We start from the raw sequence: 23,665 nt of genomic DNA on the forward strand, positions 1-23,665 counted from the left end.
CACACCGAGGGGGTGGGGCGGGTCCCGGGCGGCGGCGTTGGTGCACGCGCAGCCCTGCGGGTGAGGATGGGGCCGTGCCCCGCTCCCGTCGTTCCGACCGCCGACCGTACGGCGCCCCGTACGTGCCGCTCGACGTGGAGCGCGCGACGGGCGGCCGCCGTGCCGAGGCCGGGCCCGACGGCGAGTGGGTCGTGCAGCAGGTCCGGGGCTCGGACCGCGAGTACCGCTGCCCCGGGTGCGACCAGGTGGTCCCGGCGGGGGCCGGGCACGTCGTGGCCTGGCGCACCGACTCGTGGCGGGGCGACGGCGTCGACGAGCGGCGGCACTGGCACTCCTCGTGCTGGCAGGCGCGCACCCGGCGCGGGCCGACGCGCCGATGAGCGTCGCCGGCCGGAACGGCCACCGCCCCGACGCAGCCGGGCACGACGTGCGGCTCGTCGCCAGCGACCTCGACGGCACGCTCCTCGGCCCGGACGGCACGGTGTCGCTCCGGACCGCGGCCGCACTCGCGGACGCCGAGGCCGCGGGGCTGGACGTCGTGTTCGTCACCGCGCGGCCGCACCGCTGGCTCGCCGAGCTCGCCGCCCACGTCGCCGGTCACGGCGTGGCGATCTGCGCCAACGGGGCGTCCGTCGTGGACGTCGCGGGGCTTCGGGTGCTCGAGGAGCACGGCATGGACCGGCATCGCGTCACCGCTGTCGCGCAGCGCCTCCGTGCGGCGTGGGGAGCCGACGGCGTGCACCTGGCGGTGGAGAGCGCCGACGGCTTCGCGTCGGAGCACGGCTTCGTCTCCGAGCACGTCGTCCCGCACGCGAGCCCGATCGCGGCGCGGATCGAGGACGTCCTGCCCGTCACGACCCTCAAGCTCCTGCTGCAGGCACCGGGTCGCGCGCAGGACGCCGACGCGTTCGTCGCCGACGCGCAGGCGGTGCTCGGCGACCTCGCGCACGTCACGTCGTCCGCCGCCGGCGCGCTCGGCGAGATCGCGGCTCCGGGGGTGACGAAGGCGGCGACGCTCGCGACGTGGGCGGCAGCACGCGGGATCGCGCCGGCACAGGTCTGGGCGGTCGGTGACGCGCCCAACGACCTGCCGATGCTGGGCTGGGCCGGCCGGGCGTTCGCCGTCGGGAACGCTCACCCCGCGGTGCGAGCGGCGGCGCACGACACCCTGCCGTCGAACGCCGACGACGGGGTCGCCGTGCTGCTCGAGCGGGCTGCCGCGGTCGCGCGCGCCCGGGCCGCGGACGGCGGTCGTCGCTAGGCTCGAGATCGAGCCCCCTGCGGGAGGACGGCACCGGGCGGGCCCCGACCGTCACCCAGGAGCCGACATCGACCGCACCCTGGAGGACGCATGACCACGACCCCGATCGTCCTGCTGCACGCCTTCCCGCTCGACCACCGGATGTGGGGCGACGTCGCGGCGGACCTCGGGACGACGCACCGGGTCCTCGCCCCGGACCTGCCGGTCGCAGCGGACGAGCCGCTGCCGGACCCGGCCCTGGAGCACGCGGCCGACCACGTGGCGGCCGTGATCCGCAGCGCGGGGTACGGGCCTGCCGTGGTCGCCGGGCTCTCGATGGGTGGCTACGTGGCCCTCGCCCTCCTCGAGCGCCATCCCGAGCTCGTGGCCGGGCTCGCTCTCGTCGACACCAAGTCGACCGCCGACACGCCCGAGGCGGCGGCGAAGCGCCGTGCCGTCGCGGACGACGTCCAGGCCGCCGGTACCGTCGACCCCGTCCGCGGCATGCCCGAGGTGCTGCTGGGGGAGACGACGCGCAGCGCGCGCCCGGACGTGGTCGAGCGCGTGACCGCGTGGATCGGCGAGCAGGACCCCGCGCGGGTCGCCTGGGCGCAGCGGGCGATGGCCGCACGCCCCGACCGCACGGACGTGCTGGCGGAGTTCCGCGGTCCGGTCGTGGTGGTCGTCGGGGACGAGGACCAGGTCACGGGCGTCGACTCCGCCGAGCACATGACGGCCGCGGTGGACCAGGCACTGCTCGTCGTGGTGCCGCGGGTGGGGCACCTGTCGGCCGTCGAGGACCCCGCTGCGGTGCGTACCGCGCTGGCCGAGCTGCTGCAGCGGGTCCACGAGCCCTCGAGCTGAGCCCCGGACGGGTCGACGTCGGGTGTCGCGTCAGACCTCGCCGGCCAGCACGCGTGCGAGCGCGTCGGGCATGTCGATGGACTCGCCGTCCTTGCCGCCCGCCCCGATGACGAGCGGCGGGTCCTGCGGCGTCGGCCGCACCCCCCGGAAGTGCGCGACGAGGCTCCGAGGGGTCGTCAGCACGTAGAACTCCCCGGCCGTGTCGATGCCCACGGTCTCGTCCCGGCGCAGGTACCAGCCCTCGAGGGGAGTGCGGTACCGCGCGCGACCGTCGTACGAGCGCACGTGCAGGGGCGCGGGTGCGACACCGCGCGCCCGCGCCTCGGCGAGGAACTCCCCGATCATCGCGCGGGCCCGCGCGGACTCCGCCCGCTGACGCGCGGCGAGCGCCTCGGCATGGGCCGTGGCAGCCTCCCGACGCTGCGCGCGCCACCGGGCGGCCTCGTCCTCGCTCACGCCGGAGTCGGAGGCGCCGCCGTCGGGCCGAGGTGCCGGACCGTCGGTCGCGCCGCCCGGTACCGGTGGTTGGGGAGTCATCGCGTGCTCACGTGCCCGCGCTCAGCGTGAGCCCGGGGAGGCGTCCTGCGCAGGATCCGCCTGCTCGTCCTGCACCGCGGGGGAGGGCACCACCGGGATGGCGGCGGAGACGGGGGCCGGCCGGGACTTCGACGTGCGTGCGGGTCGGACCGGGCGCACCGGGCGGGCTGTCTGGTCACTGCCCGCGCCTGCCGGACGGTCTTCCGCGGTCGCGGCGTCTGCGGTGGGGGCGTCGGCCTGGGGCGCGTCACCCTGTGCCGGCTGATCCTGTGCGGGCGTGCCCTGCGCCCGCTCGACCGGCGCCGGCTCCTGCGGTGCGACGTCTGCGGGCCTGCCACCGTCCGCAGCGGTGTCGCTGTCCTGCCGCGGGCTCGCGGCCTGCGCCTGTGCGAACTGCGCCTCGATCTTGCCCGCCTTCTCGAGCGCGGCCGGGTCCGGGTTCGTGCCCAGCAGGTGCCGCAGCTCGTCGAGGTAGGACGTGATCGACTCCCGCTGCCGGTGCAGGTCCTCGACCTGGCGAGTCGCCGTGCTGCGCTCGCGCTCCGCCTCGTTCAGCGCGTCCGAGATCTGCTTCTCCGCGTGCTCGCGTGCCTCGGCGACCGCTCGGTCGGCGTTGCGCCGCGCGTTGGCCAGCAGCTCGGCCGCCTGCTTCTCCGACTCGACCCGCACCTTCTCGGCGTGCGCGAGTGCCTTCGCCACGCGCTCCTCCGCCTCCGACGCGTGCGCCTCGGCGTCGGCGACCAGCCGCTCGGTCTCCGCCCGGGCCGACTCGTGCCGCTCGGCGTCGTGCCGCTCGGCGGCCTCGTGCTGGGCGGCGATCGCGAGCTCGGCGTCGGCGAGCTGCTGCTCGGCGCGACGGACGAGCTCGTCGGCCCGCGTGCGGGCCTGCGTCGTCGCCTCGGAGATCGCGCGGCGTGCCTCCGTCTGCAGGCGCTCGACCTCCAGACGGGTGCGCTCGCGCAGCTCCGTCGTCTCGCGCTCGGCGTCGGCGCGCGCCTCGGCGGTCTCCCGATCGGTCGTGGCCCGCAGCTCGTCGGTCTCACGCCGCGCGGTCTCGCGCAGGTGCGCGACCTCGTAACCCGTCCGCTCGCGCAGCTCGGTCGTCTCGCGGTCGGCCAGCGCCCGGAGCTCCGCCGCGTACTGCTCGGACTCCGTCCGCAGCGTCGCGACGGCGTCCTCGGCCTCGGCACGTGCCCGACCGATCTCGTCGCTCGTCGCGGCCCGCAGCTCGCCTGCCTCGCGCTCCGCGGTCGCGCGGACGTAGCCCGCGTACTGCTCCGCCTCGCTGCGCAGGGCGGCCACCTCGGCGGCCACCCGCTGCTGCAGCGCCGCCGCGTCACGGTCTGCCGTCCCGCGCGTCGCGTCCGCGTACTCGGCAGCCGCCGCGCGCATCGCCGTGGTCTCCTCGGCAGCCGTCTGCCGCCATGCCGCGACCTCGGCGTTCACGTCCGAGCGCAGGCGCGCGGCGTAGCGCTCGGCGTCGGCGCGCAGCGCCGCGACGTCGGCCTCGACGCGCTGGCGCAGCTCGGTGGTGTCCTGGTCGGCGCTCTGGCGCAGGTCCTGCGCGTAGCGCTCCGACTCCTCGCGCAGCTGGGCCGTCTCGGACTCGGTGCGCGTCCGCAGCTCGGTCGCGGTCCGCTCGGTCGCGATCCGCAGCTGGGTCGCCTCGTGCTCGACCCGCGCGCGCAGAGTGCCCAGCTCGCGCTCGAGGGACGTGCGACGGTCGCTCTCCTCCGTGGCGATCGCGCTCTGGATCCGCGCGGCCTCCCGCTCGGCCGAGCCGACGAGCTCCTCCGCGCGACGCTGTGCCGCGACGAGCGCGCTCTCGGTCTCCGCCGCCGCGGTCGCACGGACCTCCTCGGCCTCCCGGCGGGCGGTCGCGAGCAGCTCGGCGACCTCGTTCTCGGCGCGGGCGCGCAGCTGGCCCGCCGCGAGCTTCGCGCGCGCCAACGCGTCGGCAGCCTGGGCGTTGGCCTGCGACATGACGTCGGAGGACTGCTCCTCGGCCGACCGCAGCAGCTGCTCGATCCGTGACCCCAGGCCCGCGTACGTGGGCCGCTCCGCCTCGCGCAGCTGCCGGTGTGCCTCGGAGAGCTCGCCGGCGACCTTCAGCTTCTCGGAGTCGAGAGCCTCGACCTGCGCGCGCGCGTCGGCCAGGGCCTGCTCGAGAGACGTGAGCGCCTCGTCGACCGCGTCACGGTCGTAACCGCGGAAGTTGACGACGGGAAACGGGTTCCGAGCTTCGGGCACGGGTGATCCTCCTGGGAGAGGGGCCCGGCGGGCGGCTGCGGCCGAGGTCCTCCTCGACGGGCCGGTGCCCCTGGCCCAGGATACGCGGCGGACCGGCCGTGACCAGGGCCGTTCGCGTCGTGGGCGGCACCGGACGACACCTGGACGGGCGTGCGGGAGACCCCGTCAGGGGCGTTCGCGAGGTGCGCGCCCGGTTCGTCCCGTAACGTCCTCCCGGCGGTTCGACGCCCGTGAGCGAGGCGTGGAGGTGCCGTGACGATCGAGGCTCCCGCTCGCCCCGGTTTCCTCCTGCCGGGCCCCGTCTGCCTATCCTGGGTCGTTCGTCAGCGGAAGGACTAGTGCGTGCTCAAGCGACTTGTCGTCGCGATCGTCGGGCTCGTGGGCGTCGTGGTCATCGCCCTCGGGGTCGCCTCGGCGACCCTCTGGCGTGCCGATGACGTGCTCGTAGCGCAGTTGCAGGCCGACGAGCCCCTGGTCGTCACCGACCCCGGCGTGCTCGAGCTGGCCGCGTCCGAGGTGACCGTCCGCGCGGAGGCCGACGGGCCCGTGGTCCTGGCGATCGGTCGGGACACCGACGTCGTCGGATGGGTGGGGGAGGACCCGCACCAGCGCGTCACCGGCCTGTCCGGCTGGCACGAGCTCGCGGCGGAGGACGTCGCGGCCCCTACCCCGACGTCCGACGCGTCGGCGACCCCGGCCGAGGAGGCCCCCGTCGACGACGAGGCTCCCGCCGAGGACGCGGCGGCGGGCGACGAGGCCCCTGCCGAGGACGCGGCGGCGGAGCAGGACGAGGCACCTGCCGTCCCCGACCCGGCCGGCTCGGACATGTGGACCGCCGAGGCGACCGGCGACGGCGAGGCCGAGATCACCTGGACCGCGCAGCCGGGCCGCTGGAGCGTGCTGGCGGCGAGCACCGACGGCAGCCCGCTGCGGCTCTCACTCGCGTGGCCGCAGGTCGTCACCACGCCGTGGCTCTGGCCGTGCGTCGTGGTGGGTGCACTGCTCGTGCTCGTGTCCGCAGCCCTCCTTCTCCGTGACGTCCGACGTGGTCGCCGCGGGGCCGACGCGGCGTGGACGCCCGTGCTCACCGGCCCGCTCCCCGTCGTCGACGGGAACGGTGGACCTGTCCAGCTCACCCGACGTCAGCTCCGCGAGCTCGCCGAGCACGGTGCCGTCACCGGCACCGGCGTCCGCGCCTCGCGTGACGACGCGCCCCGTGGGGACGCACCGTCCGCCGGCGTCCCCGCACCGACGTCGACGACCGCCGGCACGACCGGGGCGGCCGCGTCGGCGCCCCACGACGGCGACGCCGCAGCGAGTCCTGCCGATCCCGCGCGCGGGACCGGCGCGCTCGGGGGGATGGCGCCGGCGACACGTCGCGCGCTGCGCGCCGTCACGTCGCGCGGCGCGGCCGCACGCGAGCAGGCGGCGCCGACGACGCCCGAACCCGCGGCACCGTCCGCCCCGGCTGCGGCGCGGACGGGCGCACCCGACGGCACCGACCGCCCTCTCTGGCGGCCGACGGCACCCCAGGACGCACCGCAGGCCCCGCCGCGAGCGGACGCACAGCCGGCAACCCGGTCCGGCGCCGGTGCGCCCTCGCAGGAGCGGCCCGATGGACCGACGCCCGCCCCCGGGGCAGCCCCGGGTGGGGCCTGGCCGGTGGGCGCCCCGCGATGGTCAGGGGGCGGCGGTTCACCGTCCCCCTGGTCCGCGACGGGTCCGGCGGCACCGGCCGGCGCTGACGCCCGGGCCGGGCAGGACCGGCCCCACGGCCGTCCTGCCTGGCTCGGCTCCGCCGGCTCGTCCCCGGAGCCCGCACGGACCGCGGACGGGCGGCTGCCGGCTCCCGGTGCCCCGGGATCACCGGATGCGCCCCGCGGCGCCGCCGCGTCCCCGAGCCGCCACGGCACCGCGGGCGCTCCCGTGGCGCCCAGCGGGCCGGCGCCCGCCCGCTCCGCACGTCCCGGCCCCGGCACGGCTGGGTGGGGTGCCGTCCCGCCTGCCCCCGGGCCGGTCGCGGGTCGTGTGTCCGGCCCGGACGCGCCCGCGCGGTCCGTCCCCAGCAACGCGGTGACACCTGACGCACCGACGGCCCGCCCTGGTGCGGGGTCGCCCCCTGCCGACGCCCGCCCCGCGTGGCTGCGCGACACGCCGGTGCCGACCGGTCCCCGGGCCGGCTCGACGCCCGAGGCCCCGGGCGGCTCACGCGCTGACGCGTGGCGGCGTGCGTGGGGGCTCGCCTCGACCGAAGACGACCCGACCTCGGAGGAGGAACGATGAAGAGCTCGCGCTCGACGCGCGTCGTGACCCTGCCGGTCGGTGGCGGCCCCGGTGGGCGGCCCGGGCGGCGACGTCACCGAGGTGCCGCCGTGACCGCTGCTGCGCTCCTGCCGCTGCTCGTCCTCACCGGGTGCAGCACGGCGCTGCCCACGCCGGACCCGGAGCCGGTGCCCGCCGTGGCACCGCCCGTGGTCTCGGTGGCGCAGGCCCAGCGCGTCCTGGACTCCGTGGCCGAGGTCGTGGCCGCCGGTGACGCGGGCAACGACGCGGCGGTGCTCGGCTCACGCCTCGAGGGGCCGGCGCTCGCGATCCGGAAGGCCGAGTACGTGCGCAACGTCGCGACCGCCGGGACGCGGCCGCCGACCGTCCTGCCGTTCGACGAGCAGGCGCTGCTCGTCCCCGAGACGGCCACGTGGCCGCGGACGCAGCTGGTCGTGACCGAGCAGCCCGCCGACCTGCAGGCGCCGCGCGTGCTCGTCCTGCGGCAGGAGTCGCCCCGCGCGCAGTACAAGCTGTGGGGCTGGGCCCGGCTCCTGCCGTCCGTGCAGACGCCCGCGACGGCGGCGCCCGAGGAGGGCAGCCCCACGCTGCCGCCGGACGCGGAGGGACTGCTCGTGACACCGCTCGACGCCGTCGCGCAGTACACGGACGTGCTCGCGAACGGCGACGCCTCGCCCCACGTCGGGGGCTTCGCCCCCGACGCGTTCCGCACCGCGATCGAGACCGAACGGGCCGGCGTCGTCACGCAGCTCGGCGACGCGGCGACCCTGACACAGACGTACGCACCGGTCGGCGAGCCGGTCGTCACGCTGGGCACGGTGGACGGCGGTGCCATCGTCGTGAGCGAGATCGCGACGACGTCGACGGTGACCTTGCCCGCGACGGGCGGCAGTATCACGGTCGAGCCCTTCTACTCCGCGCTGGCGGGTGGAGCGACGACGGCGGGGACGAGCCTGACGCGCACCTTCTCGGGGGTCGTCGTCATGTACCTCCCCCCGGCCGGAAGCGACGCACAGATCCAGGTCCTCGCGGGCGAGCAGTCGGTCACCGGGGCGTCGGCCCAGTGACGTGCGCGGGGGAGCCGACGGAGCCCGTCACGGGAGCACCCGCGGCCGGGGCAGAATCGTCACAGGCGTCCCCGCGCGGGTGCAGGCGCGGCGCGCAATGACGTCAGGAACCGAACCGAGCACGACGAACCCGAGGAACTCGTGATGTCGCAGCCGTCGCAGCAGCCCCGACCGCCCCTCGACGCGCGCGGCGCGGTCGACCTGTCGACGCTCGTGCGTCCGGCGACCCCGCCCCCCGGCAGCCCCGGCGGGTTGGAGGCCGCGGCCGCCTACGTGCGCGACGTCGACCAGACGACCTTCGCCGACGTGGTGCAGTCCTCGACCCAGCACCCGGTGGTCGTGGTGCTGTGGGCGCCTTGGAGCGAGGTCAGCCAGCAGGTGGCCGCCGACCTCGCCGCCCTGGCGGAGGAGGACGCGGGCCGGTGGCTCCTCGCGCGCATCGACGCGGAGGGCAACCCCCAGGTGGCCGCGGCCTTCCAGGCGCAGTCCGTCCCGACGGTCATCGCGCTGCTCGCGGGGCAGCCCGTCCCGCTGTTCCAGGGTGCGTACCCGCGTGACCAGGTGCGGGCGGTCCTCGACCAGCTGCTCGCGGCGGCTGAGGCGAACGGTGTGACCGGCCGGGTGAGCGGTGGTCCGGCTCCGACGCCGGAGCCGGAGCCGGCTCTGCCGCCCCTGCACCAGGCGGCCTATGACGCGATCGAGCGTGACGACCTCCCCGCAGCCCGCGCCGCCTACGAGCAGGCGCTGCGGGAGAACCCCCGGGACGCCATGGCGCGCGCGGGGCTGGCACAGGTCGGTCTGATGGAGCGGACGGCGCAGGCCGACACCCGCGCCGTCCGTGAGGCCGCGGCCGCCCATCCCGACGACCTCGACGCACAGCTCGCGGTGGCCGACCTCGACGTCTTCGGTGGTGCGGTCGAGGACGCTTTCGCGCGGCTCGTCGAGCTGGTCCGGCGGACCACCGGTGAGGACCGCGAGCGTGTCCGGCTGCGGCTCGTGGACCTGTTCGAGGTTCTCGGCGCCGCCGATCCTCGCGTCGTCGCGGCCCGCCGAGCGCTCGCTGCTGCCCTCTACTGAGGGCGGTCGCGCCAGGCGAGAGGCCGACTTGCGCCGTCGCCGATGGCTGCGTAACGTACTCCCGGCCGCCCGGCAGGGAGGAACGGACACCGAGCACGACTCGGTGGTCGGTCCCCCGGGACGGCAACCCCCTGGCAGTTCCCGAACGGCGCTGAGCGCCGTCGCGTGGAGTGCCGCGGGGAGATCGATCGGGTCGGAAGATCGGGTACGGTCCTCCAGTCGCTGAAGCCCTTCGGGGTGAGGTGATGGGGAGGTCGGATCGGGTCGGAAGATCGGGTACGGTCCTCCAGTCGCTGAAGCCCTTCGGGGTGAGGTGATGGGGAGGTCGGGCCGGGTCGGAAGATCGGGTACGGTCCTCCAGTCGCTGAAGCCCTTCGGGGTGAGGTGATGGGGAGGTCGGACCGGGTCGGAAGATCGGGTACGGTCTTCCAGCCGGCTGGCTCCCAGGAGCTGAACGGCACGGTCTGACCAGGTCGAACGGTCAGGTATGGTCATCCAGCCGGGCTGCCCCACGGGGCAGGAGCCGCAGGGTGAGCGACCAGATCGCGACCCCGGTGGCCGGGACACGGAGCCGAAAGGCGAAGTTGACCGGGGGCCGCAGATCGGCTAAGTTTGAACGGTTGCCTCCAGACGGGCCCGAGAGGGTCCAGCGGATGCGCGTCTGTTCCTTGAGAACTCAACAGTGTGCCAAGTAGTCGATGCCATATTTTTGGCGTCGAGCCTGGATCAGGTCCACCCCGTGGGTCTGGTTTGGGATGATGCCAGTTGATGCCCCTCTTCGGGGGGGTTCTTTGTGTGTCTGTTGCTCGCTGGCCTTCGGGTTGGTGGGTGGCTGTTTGACATTCACGGAGAGTTTGATTCTGGCTCAGGACGAACGCTGGCGGCGTGCTTAACACATGCAAGTCGAACGGTGAACCCCAGCTTGCTGGGGGGATCAGTGGCGAACGGGTGAGTAACACGTGAGCAACCTACCCTTCACTCTGGGATAAGCCTTGGAAACGAGGTCTAATACCGGATACGAGACGCACGGGCATCTGTAGCGTCTGGAAAGATTTATCGGTGGGGGATGGGCTCGCGGCCTATCAGCTTGTTGGTGGGGTAATGGCCTACCAAGGCGACGACGGGTAGCCGGCCTGAGAGGGCGACCGGCCACACTGGGACTGAGACACGGCCCAGACTCCTACGGGAGGCAGCAGTGGGGAATATTGCACAATGGGCGAAAGCCTGATGCAGCGACGCCGCGTGCGGGATGACGGCCTTCGGGTTGTAAACCGCTTTCAGCAGGGAAGAAGCGAGAGTGACGGTACCTGCAGAAGAAGCGCCGGCTAACTACGTGCCAGCAGCCGCGGTAATACGTAGGGCGCAAGCGTTGTCCGGAATTATTGGGCGTAAAGAGCTCGTAGGCGGTTTGTCGCGTCTGCTGTGAAAACCTCAGGCTCAACCTGGGGCTTGCAGTGGGTACGGGCAGACTAGAGTGCGGTAGGGGTGACTGGAATTCCTGGTGTAGCGGTGGAATGCGCAGATATCAGGAGGAACACCGATGGCGAAGGCAGGTCACTGGGCCGCAACTGACGCTGAGGAGCGAAAGCATGGGGAGCGAACAGGATTAGATACCCTGGTAGTCCATGCCGTAAACGTTGGGCACTAGGTGTGGGGTCCATTCCACGGATTCCGTGCCGCAGCAAACGCATTAAGTGCCCCGCCTGGGGAGTACGGCCGCAAGGCTAAAACTCAAAGAAATTGACGGGGGCCCGCACAAGCGGCGGAGCATGCGGATTAATTCGATGCAACGCGAAGAACCTTACCAAGGCTTGACATACACCGGAAACGTGCAGAGATGTGCGCCCCGCAAGGTCGGTGTACAGGTGGTGCATGGTTGTCGTCAGCTCGTGTCGTGAGATGTTGGGTTAAGTCCCGCAACGAGCGCAACCCTCGTCCCATGTTGCCAGCGGGTTATGCCGGGGACTCATGGGAGACTGCCGGGGTCAACTCGGAGGAAGGTGGGGATGACGTCAAATCATCATGCCCCTTATGTCTTGGGCTTCACGCATGCTACAATGGCCGGTACAAAGGGCTGCGATACCGCGAGGTGGAGCGAATCCCAAAAAGCCGGTCTCAGTTCGGATTGGGGTCTGCAACTCGACCCCATGAAGTCGGAGTCGCTAGTAATCGCAGATCAGCAACGCTGCGGTGAATACGTTCCCGGGCCTTGTACACACCGCCCGTCAAGTCATGAAAGTCGGTAACACCCGAAGCCGATGGCCCAACCTTTTGGGGGGAGTCGTCGAAGGTGGGACTGGCGATTAGGACTAAGTCGTAACAAGGTAGCCGTACCGGAAGGTGCGGCTGGATCACCTCCTTTCTAAGGAGCATCTGGCAGCAGGTCGCCTCGTCATGGGGTGGTGCTGGTGTCCAGGCCCATGCCCTCGCCGATCGTGCGGGGGGTGGTGCTCACGGGTGGAACATCGACTACTGGCCGGCTCGTTGGGTCGGTGGCTTCCAAGTACGCCTGCAGCTTGCTGTGGGGAGGGAACGGAGAGTCGCTGGTTCGTCACGGGTCGGCTTGGCACGCTGTTGGGTCCTGAGGGAACAGCCCGTTGGGGTGTTGCCTTGGTCGGGGCCGTCTGGTCCGGTCGAACCGCTTGTCGCTGGTGTCCTCTTCGGGGGGTGGTGGTGGCAGGTAGGCGCTGGGATGCCGGGTGGTGACCGTTGGTTGCTTGAGAACTGCACAGTGGACGCGAGCATCTTTGAATGATCTTTTGTGGTCAAGTTTTTAAGTGCACAGGGTGGATGCCTTGGCACCAGGAGCCGAAGAAGGACGTAGTAGCCTGCGATAAGCCTCGGGGAGTTGGCAAACGAACCGTGATCCGAGGATTTCCGAATGGGGAAACCCCGCACGAGTCATGTCGTGTGACCCGCACCTGAATATATAGGGTGTGTGGAGGGAACGCCGGGAAGTGAAACATCTCAGTACCGGCAGGAAGAGATATTCCGTGAGTAGTGGCGAGCGAAAGCGGATCAGGCCAAACCGAGCGCGTGTGATAGCCGGCAGGCGTTGCGCGTTCGGGGTTGTGGGACCTTTCAGTGAGGGCTGCCGCCTTCGCAGGGAGTCATAAAGCCGCGTTATAGTCGAAGGGTCTTGAAAGGCCCGGCACAGAGGGTGTTACCCCCGTAGACGAAATGACGCGGCCTCCCGAAGGGGATCCCAAGTAGCTCCGGGCCCGAGAAACCCGGAGTGAATCTGCACAGACCACTGTGTAAGCCTAAATACTACCTGGTGACCGATAGCGGACAAGTACCGTGAGGGAAAGGTGAAAAGTACCCCGGGAGGGGAGTGAAATAGTACCTGAAACCGTGTGCATACAATCCGTCGGAGCCTCCCTAGCAGGGGTGACGGCGTGCCTTTTGAAGAATGAGCCTGCGAGTTAGTGGTACGTGGCGAGGTTAACCCGTGTGGGGAAGCCGTAGCGAAAGCGAGTCCGAATAGGGCGACCGTAGTCGCGTGCTCTAGACCCGAAGCGAAGTGATCTAGCCATGGGCAGGGTGAAGCGCGGGTAAGACCGCGTGGAGGCCCGAACCCACCAGGGTTGAAAACCTGGGGGATGACCTGTGGTTAGGGGTGAAAGGCCAATCAAACTTCGTGATAGCTGGTTCTCCCCGAAATGCATTTAGGTGCAGCGTCACGCGTTTCTTGCCGGAGGTAGAGCTACTGGATAGCCGATGGGCCCCAACAGGTTACTGACGTTAGCCAAACTCCGAATGCCGGTAAGCCAGAGCGTGGCAGTGAGACTGCGGGGGATAAGCTCCGTAGTCGAGAGGGAAACAGCCCAGACCACCAGCTAAGGCCCCAAAGCGTGTGCTAAGTGGGAAAGGATGTGGAGTTGCACAGACAACCAGGAGGTTGGCTTAGAAGCAGCCACCCTTGAAAGAGTGCGTAATAGCTCACTGGTCAAGTGATTCCGCGCCGACAATGTAGCGGGGCTCAAGCACACCGCCGAAGCTGTGGCATTCACACAAGTGACAAGCCTTCGTGGTTCAGTCGTGTGGATGGGTAGGGGAGCGTCGTGCCGGCAGTGAAGCCGCGGGGTGACCCAGCGGTGGAGCCGGCACGAGTGAGAATGCAGGCATGAGTAGCGAATGACGGGTGAGAAACCCGTCCGCCGAATGACCAAGGGTTCCAGGGCCAGGCTAATCCGCCCTGGGTAAGTCGGGACCTAAGGCGAGGCCGACAGGCGTAGTCGATGGACAACGGGTTGATATTCCCGTACCGGCGAAGAACCGCCCATACCGAGCCTGGTGATGCTAACCGTCCGAGCCTGTCTCATCGTCCTTCGGGACACCGAGGCGGGGAGCACGGGACCCGAACCGGTAGTAGGTAAGCGTATTAACAGGGGTGACGCAGGAAGGTAGCCCAGCGTGGCGATGGTAGTCCACGTCCAAGGTCGTAGGGTGAGGTGTAGGTAAATCCGCACCTCGTGAAGCCTGAGAGCCGACGGGTACCGCGTATGCGGGAAATGGGTGATCCTATGCTGCCAAGAAAAGCCTCGACGCGAGGTTCTAGCCGCCCGTACCCCAAACCGACTCAGGTGGTCAGGTAGAGAATACCAAGGCGATCGAGAGAATCGTGGTTAAGGAACTCGGCAAAATGCCCCCGTAACTTCGGGAGAAGGGGGGCCTCAAGCGTGAACCGGCATGCCCGGGGAAGCGTGGAGGGCCGCAGAGACCAGGGAGAAGCGACTGTTTACTAAAAACACAGGTCCGTGCGAAGTCGCAAGACGATGTATACGGACTGACGCCTGCCCGGTGCTGGAAGGTTAAGAGGACGGGTCAGCACGCAAGTGCGAAGCTCAGAATTTAAGCCCCAGTAAACGGCGGTGGTAACTATAACCATCCTAAGGTAGCGAAATTCCTTGTCGGGTAAGTTCCGACCTGCACGAATGGCGTAACGACTTCTCCGCTGTCTCAACCGCGAACTCGGCGAAATTGCACTACGAGTAAAGATGCTCGTTACGCGCAGCAGGACGGAAAGACCCCGGGACCTTTACTATAGCTTGGTATTGGTGTTCGGTGCGGCTTGTGTAGGATAGGTGGGAGACTGTGAAGCCGGCACGCCAGTGTCGGTGGAGTCAACGTTGAAATACCACTCTGGTCGCTCTGGATATCTAACCTCGGTCCGTAATCCGGATCAGGGACAGTGCCTGGTGGGTAGTTTAACTGGGGCGGTTGCCTCCTAAAATGTAACGGAGGCGCTCAAAGGTTCCCTCAGCCTGGTTGGCAATCAGGTGGCGAGTGCAAGTGCACAAGGGAGCTTGACTGTGAGACTGACAGGTCGAGCAGGGACGAAAGTCGGAACTAGTGATCCGGCGGTGGCTTGTGGAAGCGCCGTCGCTCAACGGATAAAAGGTACCCCGGGGATAACAGGCTGATCTTGCCCAAGAGTCCATATCGACGGCATGGTTTGGCACCTCGATGTCGGCTCGTCGCATCCTGGGGCTGGAGTAGGTCCCAAGGGTTGGGCTGTTCGCCCATTAAAGCGGTACGCGAGCTGGGTTTAGAACGTCGTGAGACAGTTCGGTCCCTATCCGCTGCGCGCGCAGGAAACTTGAGAAGGGCTGTCCCTAGTACGAGAGGACCGGGACGGACGAACCTCTGGTGTGCCAGTTGTTCCGCCAGGAGCACGGCTGGTTGGCTACGTTCGGAAGGGATAACCGCTGAAAGCATCTAAGCGGGAAGCCTGCTTCAAGATGAGGTTTCCACGCCCTTCGGGGTGAGAGGCTCCCAGCTAGACCACTGGGTAGATAGGCCGGACGTGGAAGGCAGGACTAACGACTGCCGCAGCTGACCGGTACTAATAAGCCGACAACTTGACTAACTTCATTCATTGCTACGCGTCCACTGTGCGGTTCCCGAGAAACCAGCGGGAGTATTCCGTTGACAACTCGACAGTGTTACGGCGGTCATAGCGAAGGGGAAACGCCCGGTCCCATTCCGAACCCGGAAGCTAAGCCCTTCAGCGCCGATGGTACTGCACCCGCCAGGGTGTGGGAGAGTAGGACGCCGCCGGACAATCATTCACGAAAGGCCCACCCCTCACGGGGTGGGCCTTTCGTCGTCTCCAGGCACGTTATGCGCTCACGAAAGAGGCCGGGGGGACAGCCCCCGGCCTGTTCCGTGCGGCTGCTCAGCCGGCGTGCGCCGTGCCGAGCTCGTGTCCGGGGCCGGCTTCGTCGGCGACGAAGATGACGGCACCCAGCGGGGGGACGCGGATCGAGGCGGACCAGTCACGCCCGTAGTGCGCGACTGCCTCGGCGACGACCGCGCCGAGGTTGCCCACACCCGACCCGCCGTACACCTCGGAGTCGGAGTTGTACACCTCGCGCCACGTCCCGCCATGGGGAAGAGGCAGGCGCCAGCCCTCGTGCGGGACGCCGGCGAAGTTCACGACGACGACCGCGGTCGGAGCGTCAGGCGCGTACCTCGCGTAGGCCAGGAGATTCAGCCCGGCCTCGTCGGACGCCAGCCACTGGAAGCCGTCCGGCGTGTGGTCCAGCTTCCACAGCGCCGGGGTCTGCAGGTACACGGAGTTCAGGTCGCGCAGTGCCTGCATCACACCGCGATGCCAGGGGTCGTCGAGCAGGTGCCAGTCGAGGGAGCGGCCCTCCGCCCACTCGCCCTGCTGGGCGAACTCCTGCCCCATGAACAGCAGCTGCTTGCCGGGGTGCGTCCACTGGTAGGCGTACAGGCCACGGATACCGGCGAGCTTCTGCCAGTGGTCACCAGGCATGCGCTCGTACAACGCCCCCTTGCCGTGGACGACCTCGTCGTGGCTGATCGGCAGGACGAAGTGCTCGGAGTACGCGTACACCATCGAGAAGGTGATCTCGTGGTGGTGGTAGCGACGGTTGATCGGCTCCTCGCTCAGGTAGCGCAGGGTGTCGTTCATCCAGCCCATGTTCCACTTCAGCCCGAACCCGAGCCCGCCCGCGGAGGTGGGCGCGGTGACGCCCGGCCAGGCCGTGGACTCCTCGGCGACCATCATGATCCCGGGCGTGCGGCGGTAGGCGGTCGCGTTGGTCTCCTGGAGGAAGGAGATCGCATCGAGGTTCTCGCGTCCGCCGTACTGGTTGGGTCGCCACTGACCCGGCTGCCGGGAGTAGTCGAGGTACAGCATCGAGGCCACCGCGTCCACGCGCAGCCCGTCGATGTGGAACTCCTCGAGCCAGTACGTCGCGTTCGCGACGAGGAAGTTGCGGACCTCCGGTCGCCCGAAGTTGAAGACGTACGTGCCCCAGTCCGGGTGCTCGCCCAGGAGCGGGTCCGGGTGCTCGTACAGGGCTGTCCCGTCGAACTGCGCGAGCGCCCACTCGTCCTTGGGGAAGTGCGCGGGCACCCAGTCGACGATGACACCGATGCCGGCGCGATGCAGGCAGTCGACGAGATAGCGGAAGTCGTCAGGGTGGCCGAACCTCGACGTCGGCGCGTAGTACGACGACACCTGATAGCCCCACGAACCGCCGAAGGGATGCTCGGCGACCGGCATCATCTCGACGTGCGTGAACCCGAGCTCGAGGACGTGCTCCGTGAGCTGGTGCGCGAGGTCCCGGTACGACAGGCCGCGCCGCCATGAGCCGAGGTGGACCTCGTAGACGCTCATCGGACCGGTGTGGGGGTCGCGCTGCGAACGTGCCGCGAGCCACGCCTCGTCCGACCACTCGTACCGGGACTCCACGACCACCGAGGCCGTCGCGGGGGGCACCTCGGTGCCCTTGGCCAGGGGGTCGGCCTTCTGCCGCCAGGAGCCGTCCCTCCCGAGGATCTCGAACTTGTACCGCGCGCCGGCCTCGATGCCCGGCGCGAACAGCTCCCAGATGCCGCTGTCGCCCAGCGAGCGCATCGCGTGCATCGCGCCCTGCCAGTGGTTGAAGTCCCCGACGACGCGCACAGCGCGCGCGTTGGGTGCCCACACCGCGAACGACGTGCCGCGGACCTCGCCCATCAGGCCGCTGTACGACCGCACGTTGGCACCGAGGACCTGCCAGAGCTGCTCGTGCCTGCCTTCGCGGACGAGGTGTCGGTCGAGCTCCTGCACGGTCGGCAGGTAGCGGTACGGGTCGTCCACGATCGTCGTCGTGGTGCCGTACGTGACCTCGATGCGGTAGTCCGGGACCGTGGCACCGGGAACGAGCGCACACCAGATGCCGTCGACCTCGTGCCACGCCGCGACGCGCGCGTCGGGTGTGACGACGACGACGCTGTCGGCGAGGGGGCGCAGGGTCCGGATCGTCACCGCCCCGTCACCGACGTGCGGCCCGAGGACGGCATGGGGGTCGTAGTAGGCGCCCGCGGCGACAGTGCGCAGCGTGTCGAGGTCGACGGGCACGGGGGACGGTGTGGCCGCAGTCATGTGCCTAGCCAATCACCCCGCGGGCGCTGCTGCAGGTGATCACGGCCGTACGCGCCGGGACGTCAACGCGGCCGCCGCGCGGTGCTGCCGCGGGCGACGAGCCGGGGGAGCGGCGCGGTGGAGGTCGTCGGGCGCCCGGAGGCGAGGAGGTTGAGCACGGCGTCCGCGACCTGGACCCCCATGGCGTGCACGTCGAGGCTCATGGCCGACAGCGCGGGGTGCGCCAGACGGCACAGCGGCGAGTCGTCCCACGCCAGCAGCGAGACGTCGTGCGGGACCGTCAGGCCGAGCTCGTTGGCCACGCCGAGCCCGGCGACGGCCATGACGTCGTTGTCGAAGACGAGCGCCGACGGTGGGTCGTTGCGCCCGAGCAGGGTGCGCGCGGCACGCCTGCCGGACTCCTCGCCGTAGTCGCCCTCGACGACCACGCCGTGCACCCCCTGGGTCGCGCACTCCGTGAGGAAGGCCTCGGTGCGCGAGCGCGTGTGTGCGAGCGCGGCCGGCCCCGAGACGCGGCCGACGGTCGTGTGCCCGAGGTCGACGAGGTACCCCACGGCGTCACGCATCGCCTGCGCGTTGTCGATCCACACGTGGGCGACGTCCGCAAGCGCCCGCTCGGGGCCGCCGACGACGACCGTGGGCAGGCCCAGCTCGGCGAGGACCGCGGGACGCAGGTCGTCGACGACGAGGTTCACGAGAACGACGGCGTCGACGAGCCGGCCGTGCCCCCAGCGGCGGTACGCGGCGATCTCGGCGTCGTGGTCAGGGACGACGTGGAGCAGCAGGGAGCGGTCGTCGCACGACAGCGTCTCCTCGATGCCTCCGATGAGCTCCATGAAGAAGGGCTCGATACCGAGCATCCGCGCCGGTCGAGCCAGCACCAGTCCGATCGCGTCCGCGCCCACGGCGGTCAGCGTACCGACCCGGTCCTCGGGCCGGCCGGAAGCGTCGGGCGCGCGCGGACGGCTCACGCCCCCGACGGTTGGGTGGTCGCGACGAGGTCGTTCGCGCTGCGCATCACGGGTGCGGCGACGAGATCCGCGGGGTCGAGGACCGCGGAGGTGCGGACCCGGAACGTCGTGGAGGCTCCCGCGGGCAGGGTCACGAGCGCCTCGTCGACGCTCGCGTCCGGGTCGAGCCTGTCGACCAGGAGGGTGAGGTCCCGCACGAGGGAGGCGGCGGTGACCTGGACCTCGTACCCGTCCGGCACCGGGTGGACACGGGTGCGGACCGGCGCCGGGGCGAGCGCGAGGTCGACGTCCTCGACCCACGTGTGCACCGCGCGGCTCCGGTCGAGGGTGACCAGCAGGACCTCGTGCGTCGGGTCGTCGGGGGTGCGCAGCGCGGCGGCGATCGCGAAGGTGCCGGCCGACCACGCGCCGACCGTGAGGGGCAGCTCGGTGCGGGCCAGGACCTGACCCTCGAGGGTCTGCCGTTCCAGGACCGCCGTGGCCTTCCACAGCACGGGCGTGTCGTTGACCACGACGAGCGACTCGCGGCCGTCGCGGGGCTGGACCGTGACGAGGCGGTCCGCGAAGGCGGCGCGCATCGCCCACCACAGCGGCTTGGGACGGCCGTCGCCGTCGACGGCGGCCCACGAGGTCACGGGCCAGCAGTCGTTGAGCTGCCAGACGATCGCCCCGGCGGTCGTCGGCCACCACGACCGGTAGTGCTCGATCGCGAACCGCACGGCCCGCGCCTGGTTCAGCTGTCCGGCCCAGTGCCAGTCGGTGAAGTCGGCCGGGACGCCCAGGTGCGGCGCCATGCCGCGGTCGAGCTTGGCGTTGCCGTCGGCCGCCTTCTGGTGCAGCAGGAAGGTCGGGTGCTCCTTGCCGGCGACCGACCCGTCCTCCGCCCGCACCGCGCGGCGCAGGGTCGCCCACGTCGGTGGACCCTGGAAGCCGAACTCGGAGCAGAACCGCGGGACCTCGTCGCGGTACGTGCTGTAGTCGACGCGGTTCCACACGTCCCACTGGTGGTGCGAGCCGTGGTCGAGGTCGTTGGGGTGCACGTCGTGGAGGTCGTGACCGGGCGACGCGGGGCTGTTGGCGACGTAGGGGCGTGTCGGGTCCAGCTCGGCGACGACGGCCGGGAGGATCTGCGTCGCGTACGCGTGGCCCCACGTGCGGCCCTCGAGCTCCTCCTGCCATCCCCAGTCGAGGAACCCCCAGAGGTTCTCGTTACCGCCGTTCCACAGCACGAGCGAGGGGTGCGGCGTGAGGCGGGCCACGTGCTCGCGTGCCTCCGCCTCGATCTCCGAGCGCAGCGGCTCCTCCTCGGGGTAGGCGGCGCACGCGAGGAGGAAGTCCTGCCAGACCAGGAGCCCGCGCTCGTCGCACAGGTCGTAGAAGTCCTCGGACTCGTAGATGCCGCCACCCCACACGCGCAGGAGGTTGAGGTGCGCACCGAGTGCCTGGTCGAGGCGGGCGGCGAGGCGCTCGCGCGTGATGCGTGTCAGCAGGTGGTCGTCGGGGATCCAGTTGGCGCCGCGCACGAACACCGAACGTCCGTTGACCCGCAGGGTGAACGCCGCACCGTGGTCGTCGGGCGCCGTGTCGAGCTCGACCGTCCGGAAGCCGATGCGGCGTGCCCACGAGCCGAGCACGGGCCCGGTGCCGCGCGGTCCCGCGGGTGCGGCGGGGTCGGCGGCGCGCAGCTCCACCACGAGCTCGTGCAGCGGTTGAGCGCCGTGGCCGACAGGCCACCACAGGGGCGCGTGTGCCACCTCCAGCCGTGCCGTGGCCGACGTCGCTCCGGCGTGCACCTCGGCGACGGTGTCGACGCCCGCGACGCGGGCCGTCACGACGAGCGGCACGTCGCCGCCCGCGAGGCCGGACCGCTCGACGTCGACGACGACCTGCACCACGCCGGTCCCGTCGGGCAGCACCGACACGAGCGGGCGGACCGACGCGAGACGGGCCACGGACCACCGCTCGACGACGACGGGCCGCCACAGGCCGGCGGTCTGCAGGTCGGGTCCCCAGTCCCAGCCGAAGGAGCACGCCATCTTGCGGACCATGTTGAACGGCTGCGGGTACGCCAGCGGGCGTGGCCCGAGGCGGGCGGCCTCCGCCTCGGCGTGCGTGAGTGCGGACGCGAGCTCGACGCGGAGGACCTGCTGACCCGGGCGGAGGTCGCCGCGCAGGTCGACGCGGTGGGTCCGGTGCTGGTTGGCGGTGCGGGCGAGGACGGTGCCGTCGAGGCGCACGGTGGCCACCGTGTCGACACCCTGCAGGACGAGGTCCACGCGCTCACCGGGTGCCGCGGGCGGGATGGCGAGCGGGCGCTCGTACGCCCAGTCGACGCGCTTCATCCAGCCGAGGAGCTCCTCGTTGCCGTCCAGGTAGGGGTCGGGGATCAGGCCGGCCGCGAGCAGGTCCGTGTGCGTCGTGCCGGGAACGTGGGCGGGCACGCCGGTGCGCAGGTGCGCCACGAGGGCGGCCGGCAGGTGGGGCGGGAGGGTCTGGGGGCGGCCGTCAGCGTCCAGCGGTCGTCGAGGACGTCGTGGTTCATGTGCATAGAGCTCCCGGGTCTGCGGCTCCCACGTCGCGTCGTCGCGCGAGGGTCCCCGGTGACCTGGGGAGCAGGCACATTGTTAAGCGACTGAATGAAGTAAGTCAACGCTTAGGCTGTGCGCCACCATCACATGGAGGTGACCGGTGCCCCAGCGTCCCGACGACGAGACGACGCCCGTGACGAGCGACCTGCTGCACCTGCGTGCCGCGGGGGTCAGCCTCGTCCTCGACCTCACCGGCCTGCCCCGCGTGCTGCACTGGGGCTCCGACCTCGGTGCGCTGGACGACGCCGCGCTCGCGGACCTGCTGCTGGCCGGGCGCCCCGCGCACATGGGCTTCCCCGTCGACGGCGAGGTCGTGCCGTCCGTCCTTCCCGCGCAGGCGGACGGCTGGCTCGGCACGCCGGGCCTGACCGGGTCCCGTGGCGGGCGTGCCTGGTCGGCGGCCCTCGTCCCCGGCACGCCGGTGCTCACGCGGTCCGAGGACGGCGGTGCCGTCCTCGTCGTGCCGGCCACCGACGCCGCCGCGGGGCTCGCGCTCGAGCTCGTCCTGGAGCTGACGACGCAGGGCCTCGTGCGTCAGCGCGCCACGCTCACGAACACCGGGGACGACGGCTACGAGCTCGCCGGGCTGCTCCTCACGCTGCCCGTGCCCGCGCGCGCCGCGACCCTCCTCGACCTCGGAGGGCACTGGGCGCGCGAGCGCAGCCCCCTGCGGACCGCGTTCACGCACGGGACCCGCCTGCGCGAGAACCGCCGCGGCCGCACCGGCTACGACACGCCGTACGTCCTCGTCGCGGGGACCGAGGACCTCGCGCACCGTCGCGGCGAGGCGTGGGGCTTTCACGTCGCCTGGTCCGGAAACCACCGCAGCCTCGCCGAGCGCAACCACTACCACCCGGGCCTGCTCGGTGGCGGTGAGCTGCTCGAACCCGGGGAGGTGCGGCTCGGCACGGGGGAGTCGTACACGAGCCCGTGGGTCTACGGCTCCTACGGCGCGCGGGGCCTGGACGCGCTCGCGGACCGCTTCCACGCCTGGATGCGCGCGCGTCCGCAGCACCCCCGCACGCCGCGCCCCGTGACCCTGAACACCTGGGAGGCCGTCTACTTCCAGCACGAGCTGGGGCGGCTCGTGGAGCTCGCGGACGCCGCCGCCGAGGTCGGGGCCGAGCGCTTCGTCCTCGACGACGGCTGGTTCGGGTCGCGCCGGGACGACTCGAGCGGGCTGGGGGACTGGGTCGTGTCCGAGGAGGTGTGGCCCGATGGTCTGCACCCCCTGATCGAGCACGTGACCGGCCTCGGGATGCAGTTCGGGCTGTGGGTCGAGCCCGAGATGGTCAACCCAGACTCGGACCTCGCCCGCGCCCACCCCGACTGGATGCTGCGGCTGCCCGACCGGCTCCCGCGACCGGCGCGGCAGCAGCAGGTGCTCGACCTCGCCCGCCCCGAGGCGTACGCCCACATCCTCGGGCAGCTCGACGCGCTGCTCACCGAGCACGACATCGCCTACCTCAAGTGGGACCACAACCGTGACCTCGTCGACGCCGGGCACGGCCCGCACGGCGTCCCCGGCGTGCACGGCCAGACGCTCGCCGTCTACCGCCTGCTCGACGAGCTGCGCGCCCGGCACCCCCGCGTCGAGATCGAGTCGTGCTCCTCGGGCGGGTCGCGGGTCGACCTGGAGATCCTGCAGCGGACGGATCGCGTCTGGGCGTCGGACTGCATCGACGCGCTCGAGCGGCGGTCCATCCAGCCGTGGACCAACCTGCTCATCCCGCTCGAGCTCATCGGCGCGCACATCGGCTCGGGGACCGCGCACAGCACCGGGCGCTCCGCGAGCCTGGGCTTCCGGGCCGGCACGGCACTGTTCGGTCACCTCGGGATCGAGTGGGACCTGCGCGAGGCGGACGACGCCCAGCGTGCTGAGCTCGCGGCCTGGGTCGCGCTGTACAAGGACGTGCGCGGCCTGCTGCACACCGGCGTGAGCGTGCACGCGGACGTGGCCGACCCGGCGTACGAGGTGCATGGCGTCGTCGCGCAGGACCGCAGCGACGCGCTGTTCGCCATCGCCGCCGTCGCGTCGTCGGCGCAGCTGCCTGCGGACGTCGTCCCGCTGCCGGGGCTGGACCCGGACGCGACGTACCACGTGCGACCGCAGGCACCGGGCGACGTCGTCACGCACGGGCGGGCCGCGCCGTGGTGGGGACCGGGCGGCGTGCGGGCCACCGGCCGCGTGCTCGAGCAGATCGGCGTGCGGGCGCCGCAGCTGTCGCCCGAGCGGCTCGTCCTGCTGCGCGTGACGCGGGTGGAGTGACACGTCGCTCGATGCCCGTCGGGGCGCAGACCTGGGCGTGCCGGCTGCGGGTGTCAGCGGTCCGTCGTTAGGCTCGCGAGGCGAGCGCGTCGAGGCCAGAGGCGTCGAGGGGAGT

At 71.1% G+C, this 23,665-nt stretch carries 12 protein-coding genes and 3 rRNA genes; 10 read left to right on the plus strand and 5 right to left on the minus strand.

Translation table 11 applies throughout. The features are described from left to right. Positions 1-74 precede the first annotated feature (74 nt). From NP048_RS05555 to NP048_RS05565, 3 genes are all read left to right on the plus strand, one after another. Positions 75-380 (plus strand): hypothetical protein, encoded by a 306-nt coding sequence (locus NP048_RS05555; protein ID WP_227578486.1) that lies wholly within the window; start codon positions 75-77, stop codon positions 378-380. Then, positions 377-1,261, plus strand: a complete 885-nt coding sequence (locus NP048_RS05560; RefSeq protein WP_227578487.1) for an HAD family hydrolase — start codon at positions 377-379, stop codon at positions 1,259-1,261. The genes NP048_RS05555 and NP048_RS05560 overlap by 4 nt, the downstream gene beginning before the upstream one ends. Positions 1,262-1,351: 90 nt before the next feature. Further along, positions 1,352-2,104 (plus strand): alpha/beta fold hydrolase, encoded by a 753-nt coding sequence (locus tag NP048_RS05565; protein WP_227578488.1) that lies wholly within the window; start codon positions 1,352-1,354, stop codon positions 2,102-2,104. A 30-nt stretch (positions 2,105-2,134) separates the two neighbouring features. Here NP048_RS05565 and NP048_RS05570 read toward each other — a convergent pair whose 3' ends face one another. Both NP048_RS05570 and NP048_RS05575 read right to left on the minus strand, forming a co-directional pair. Further along, positions 2,135-2,641, minus strand: coding sequence for a hypothetical protein (locus tag NP048_RS05570; RefSeq protein WP_255620394.1), 507 nt, complete (start codon positions 2,639-2,641; stop codon positions 2,135-2,137). Positions 2,642-2,662: 21 nt separating this feature from the next. Next, a complete protein-coding gene (locus NP048_RS05575; protein ID WP_227578490.1) occupies positions 2,663-4,891 on the minus strand; it encodes a hypothetical protein in 2,229 nt (742 codons plus the stop codon). A 342-nt stretch (positions 4,892-5,233) separates the two neighbouring features. On the opposite strand from NP048_RS05575, the gene NP048_RS05580 reads away from it, so the two are divergent. From NP048_RS05580 to rrf, 6 genes are all read left to right on the plus strand, one after another. Beyond that, a complete protein-coding gene (locus NP048_RS05580) occupies positions 5,234-7,174 on the plus strand; it encodes a hypothetical protein (RefSeq protein WP_227578491.1) in 1,941 nt (646 codons plus the stop codon). Next, positions 7,171-8,241, plus strand: a complete 1,071-nt coding sequence (locus tag NP048_RS05585) for a DUF8094 domain-containing protein (RefSeq protein WP_227578492.1) — start codon at positions 7,171-7,173, stop codon at positions 8,239-8,241. Before NP048_RS05580 ends, NP048_RS05585 begins: the two co-directional genes overlap by 4 nt. Positions 8,242-8,385: 144 nt before the next feature. Next, the gene (locus NP048_RS05590) at positions 8,386-9,318 is read left to right on the plus strand and encodes a tetratricopeptide repeat protein (RefSeq protein WP_227578493.1); all 933 of its coding nucleotides are present in this window, start codon (positions 8,386-8,388) and stop codon (positions 9,316-9,318) included. Positions 9,319-10,160: 842 nt separating this feature from the next. Further along, positions 10,161-11,680, plus strand: a 16S ribosomal RNA gene (locus NP048_RS05595). 401 nt (positions 11,681-12,081) lie between these two features. Next, positions 12,082-15,190 (plus strand): 23S ribosomal RNA (locus NP048_RS05600). A gap of 77 nt (positions 15,191-15,267) precedes the next feature. After that, positions 15,268-15,384 (plus strand): 5S ribosomal RNA (rrf, locus tag NP048_RS05605). The 16S, 23S and 5S rRNA genes sit together here, the layout of an rRNA operon. Positions 15,385-15,499: 115 nt before the next feature. Here the strand turns inward: rrf and glgB are convergent. The 3 genes from glgB to NP048_RS05620 form a co-directional block, all read right to left on the minus strand. Next, on the minus strand, positions 15,500-17,722 hold the full coding sequence (gene glgB, locus NP048_RS05610; protein WP_227577230.1) for a 1,4-alpha-glucan branching protein GlgB: 2,223 nt from the start codon (positions 17,720-17,722) through the stop codon (positions 15,500-15,502). Between the two features lie 62 nt (positions 17,723-17,784). Continuing rightward, positions 17,785-18,627: a LacI family DNA-binding transcriptional regulator gene (locus NP048_RS05615; RefSeq protein WP_227577231.1), complete on the minus strand. Its 843-nt coding sequence runs from the start codon at positions 18,625-18,627 to the stop codon at positions 17,785-17,787. Between the two features lie 62 nt (positions 18,628-18,689). Beyond that, a complete protein-coding gene (locus tag NP048_RS05620) occupies positions 18,690-21,155 on the minus strand; it encodes a glycoside hydrolase family 2 protein (RefSeq protein ID WP_256769451.1) in 2,466 nt (821 codons plus the stop codon). A 226-nt stretch (positions 21,156-21,381) separates the two neighbouring features. Between NP048_RS05620 and NP048_RS05625 the strand changes: the two genes are divergently transcribed. After that, positions 21,382-23,550, plus strand: a complete 2,169-nt coding sequence (locus NP048_RS05625) for an alpha-galactosidase (RefSeq protein ID WP_227577233.1) — start codon at positions 21,382-21,384, stop codon at positions 23,548-23,550. The last annotated feature ends 115 nt before the right edge of the window (positions 23,551-23,665 follow it).

This window comes from Cellulomonas xiejunii, from assembly GCF_024508315.1.
In the GTDB taxonomy this organism is placed as follows: Bacteria; Actinomycetota; Actinomycetes; order Actinomycetales; family Cellulomonadaceae; genus Cellulomonas; species Cellulomonas xiejunii.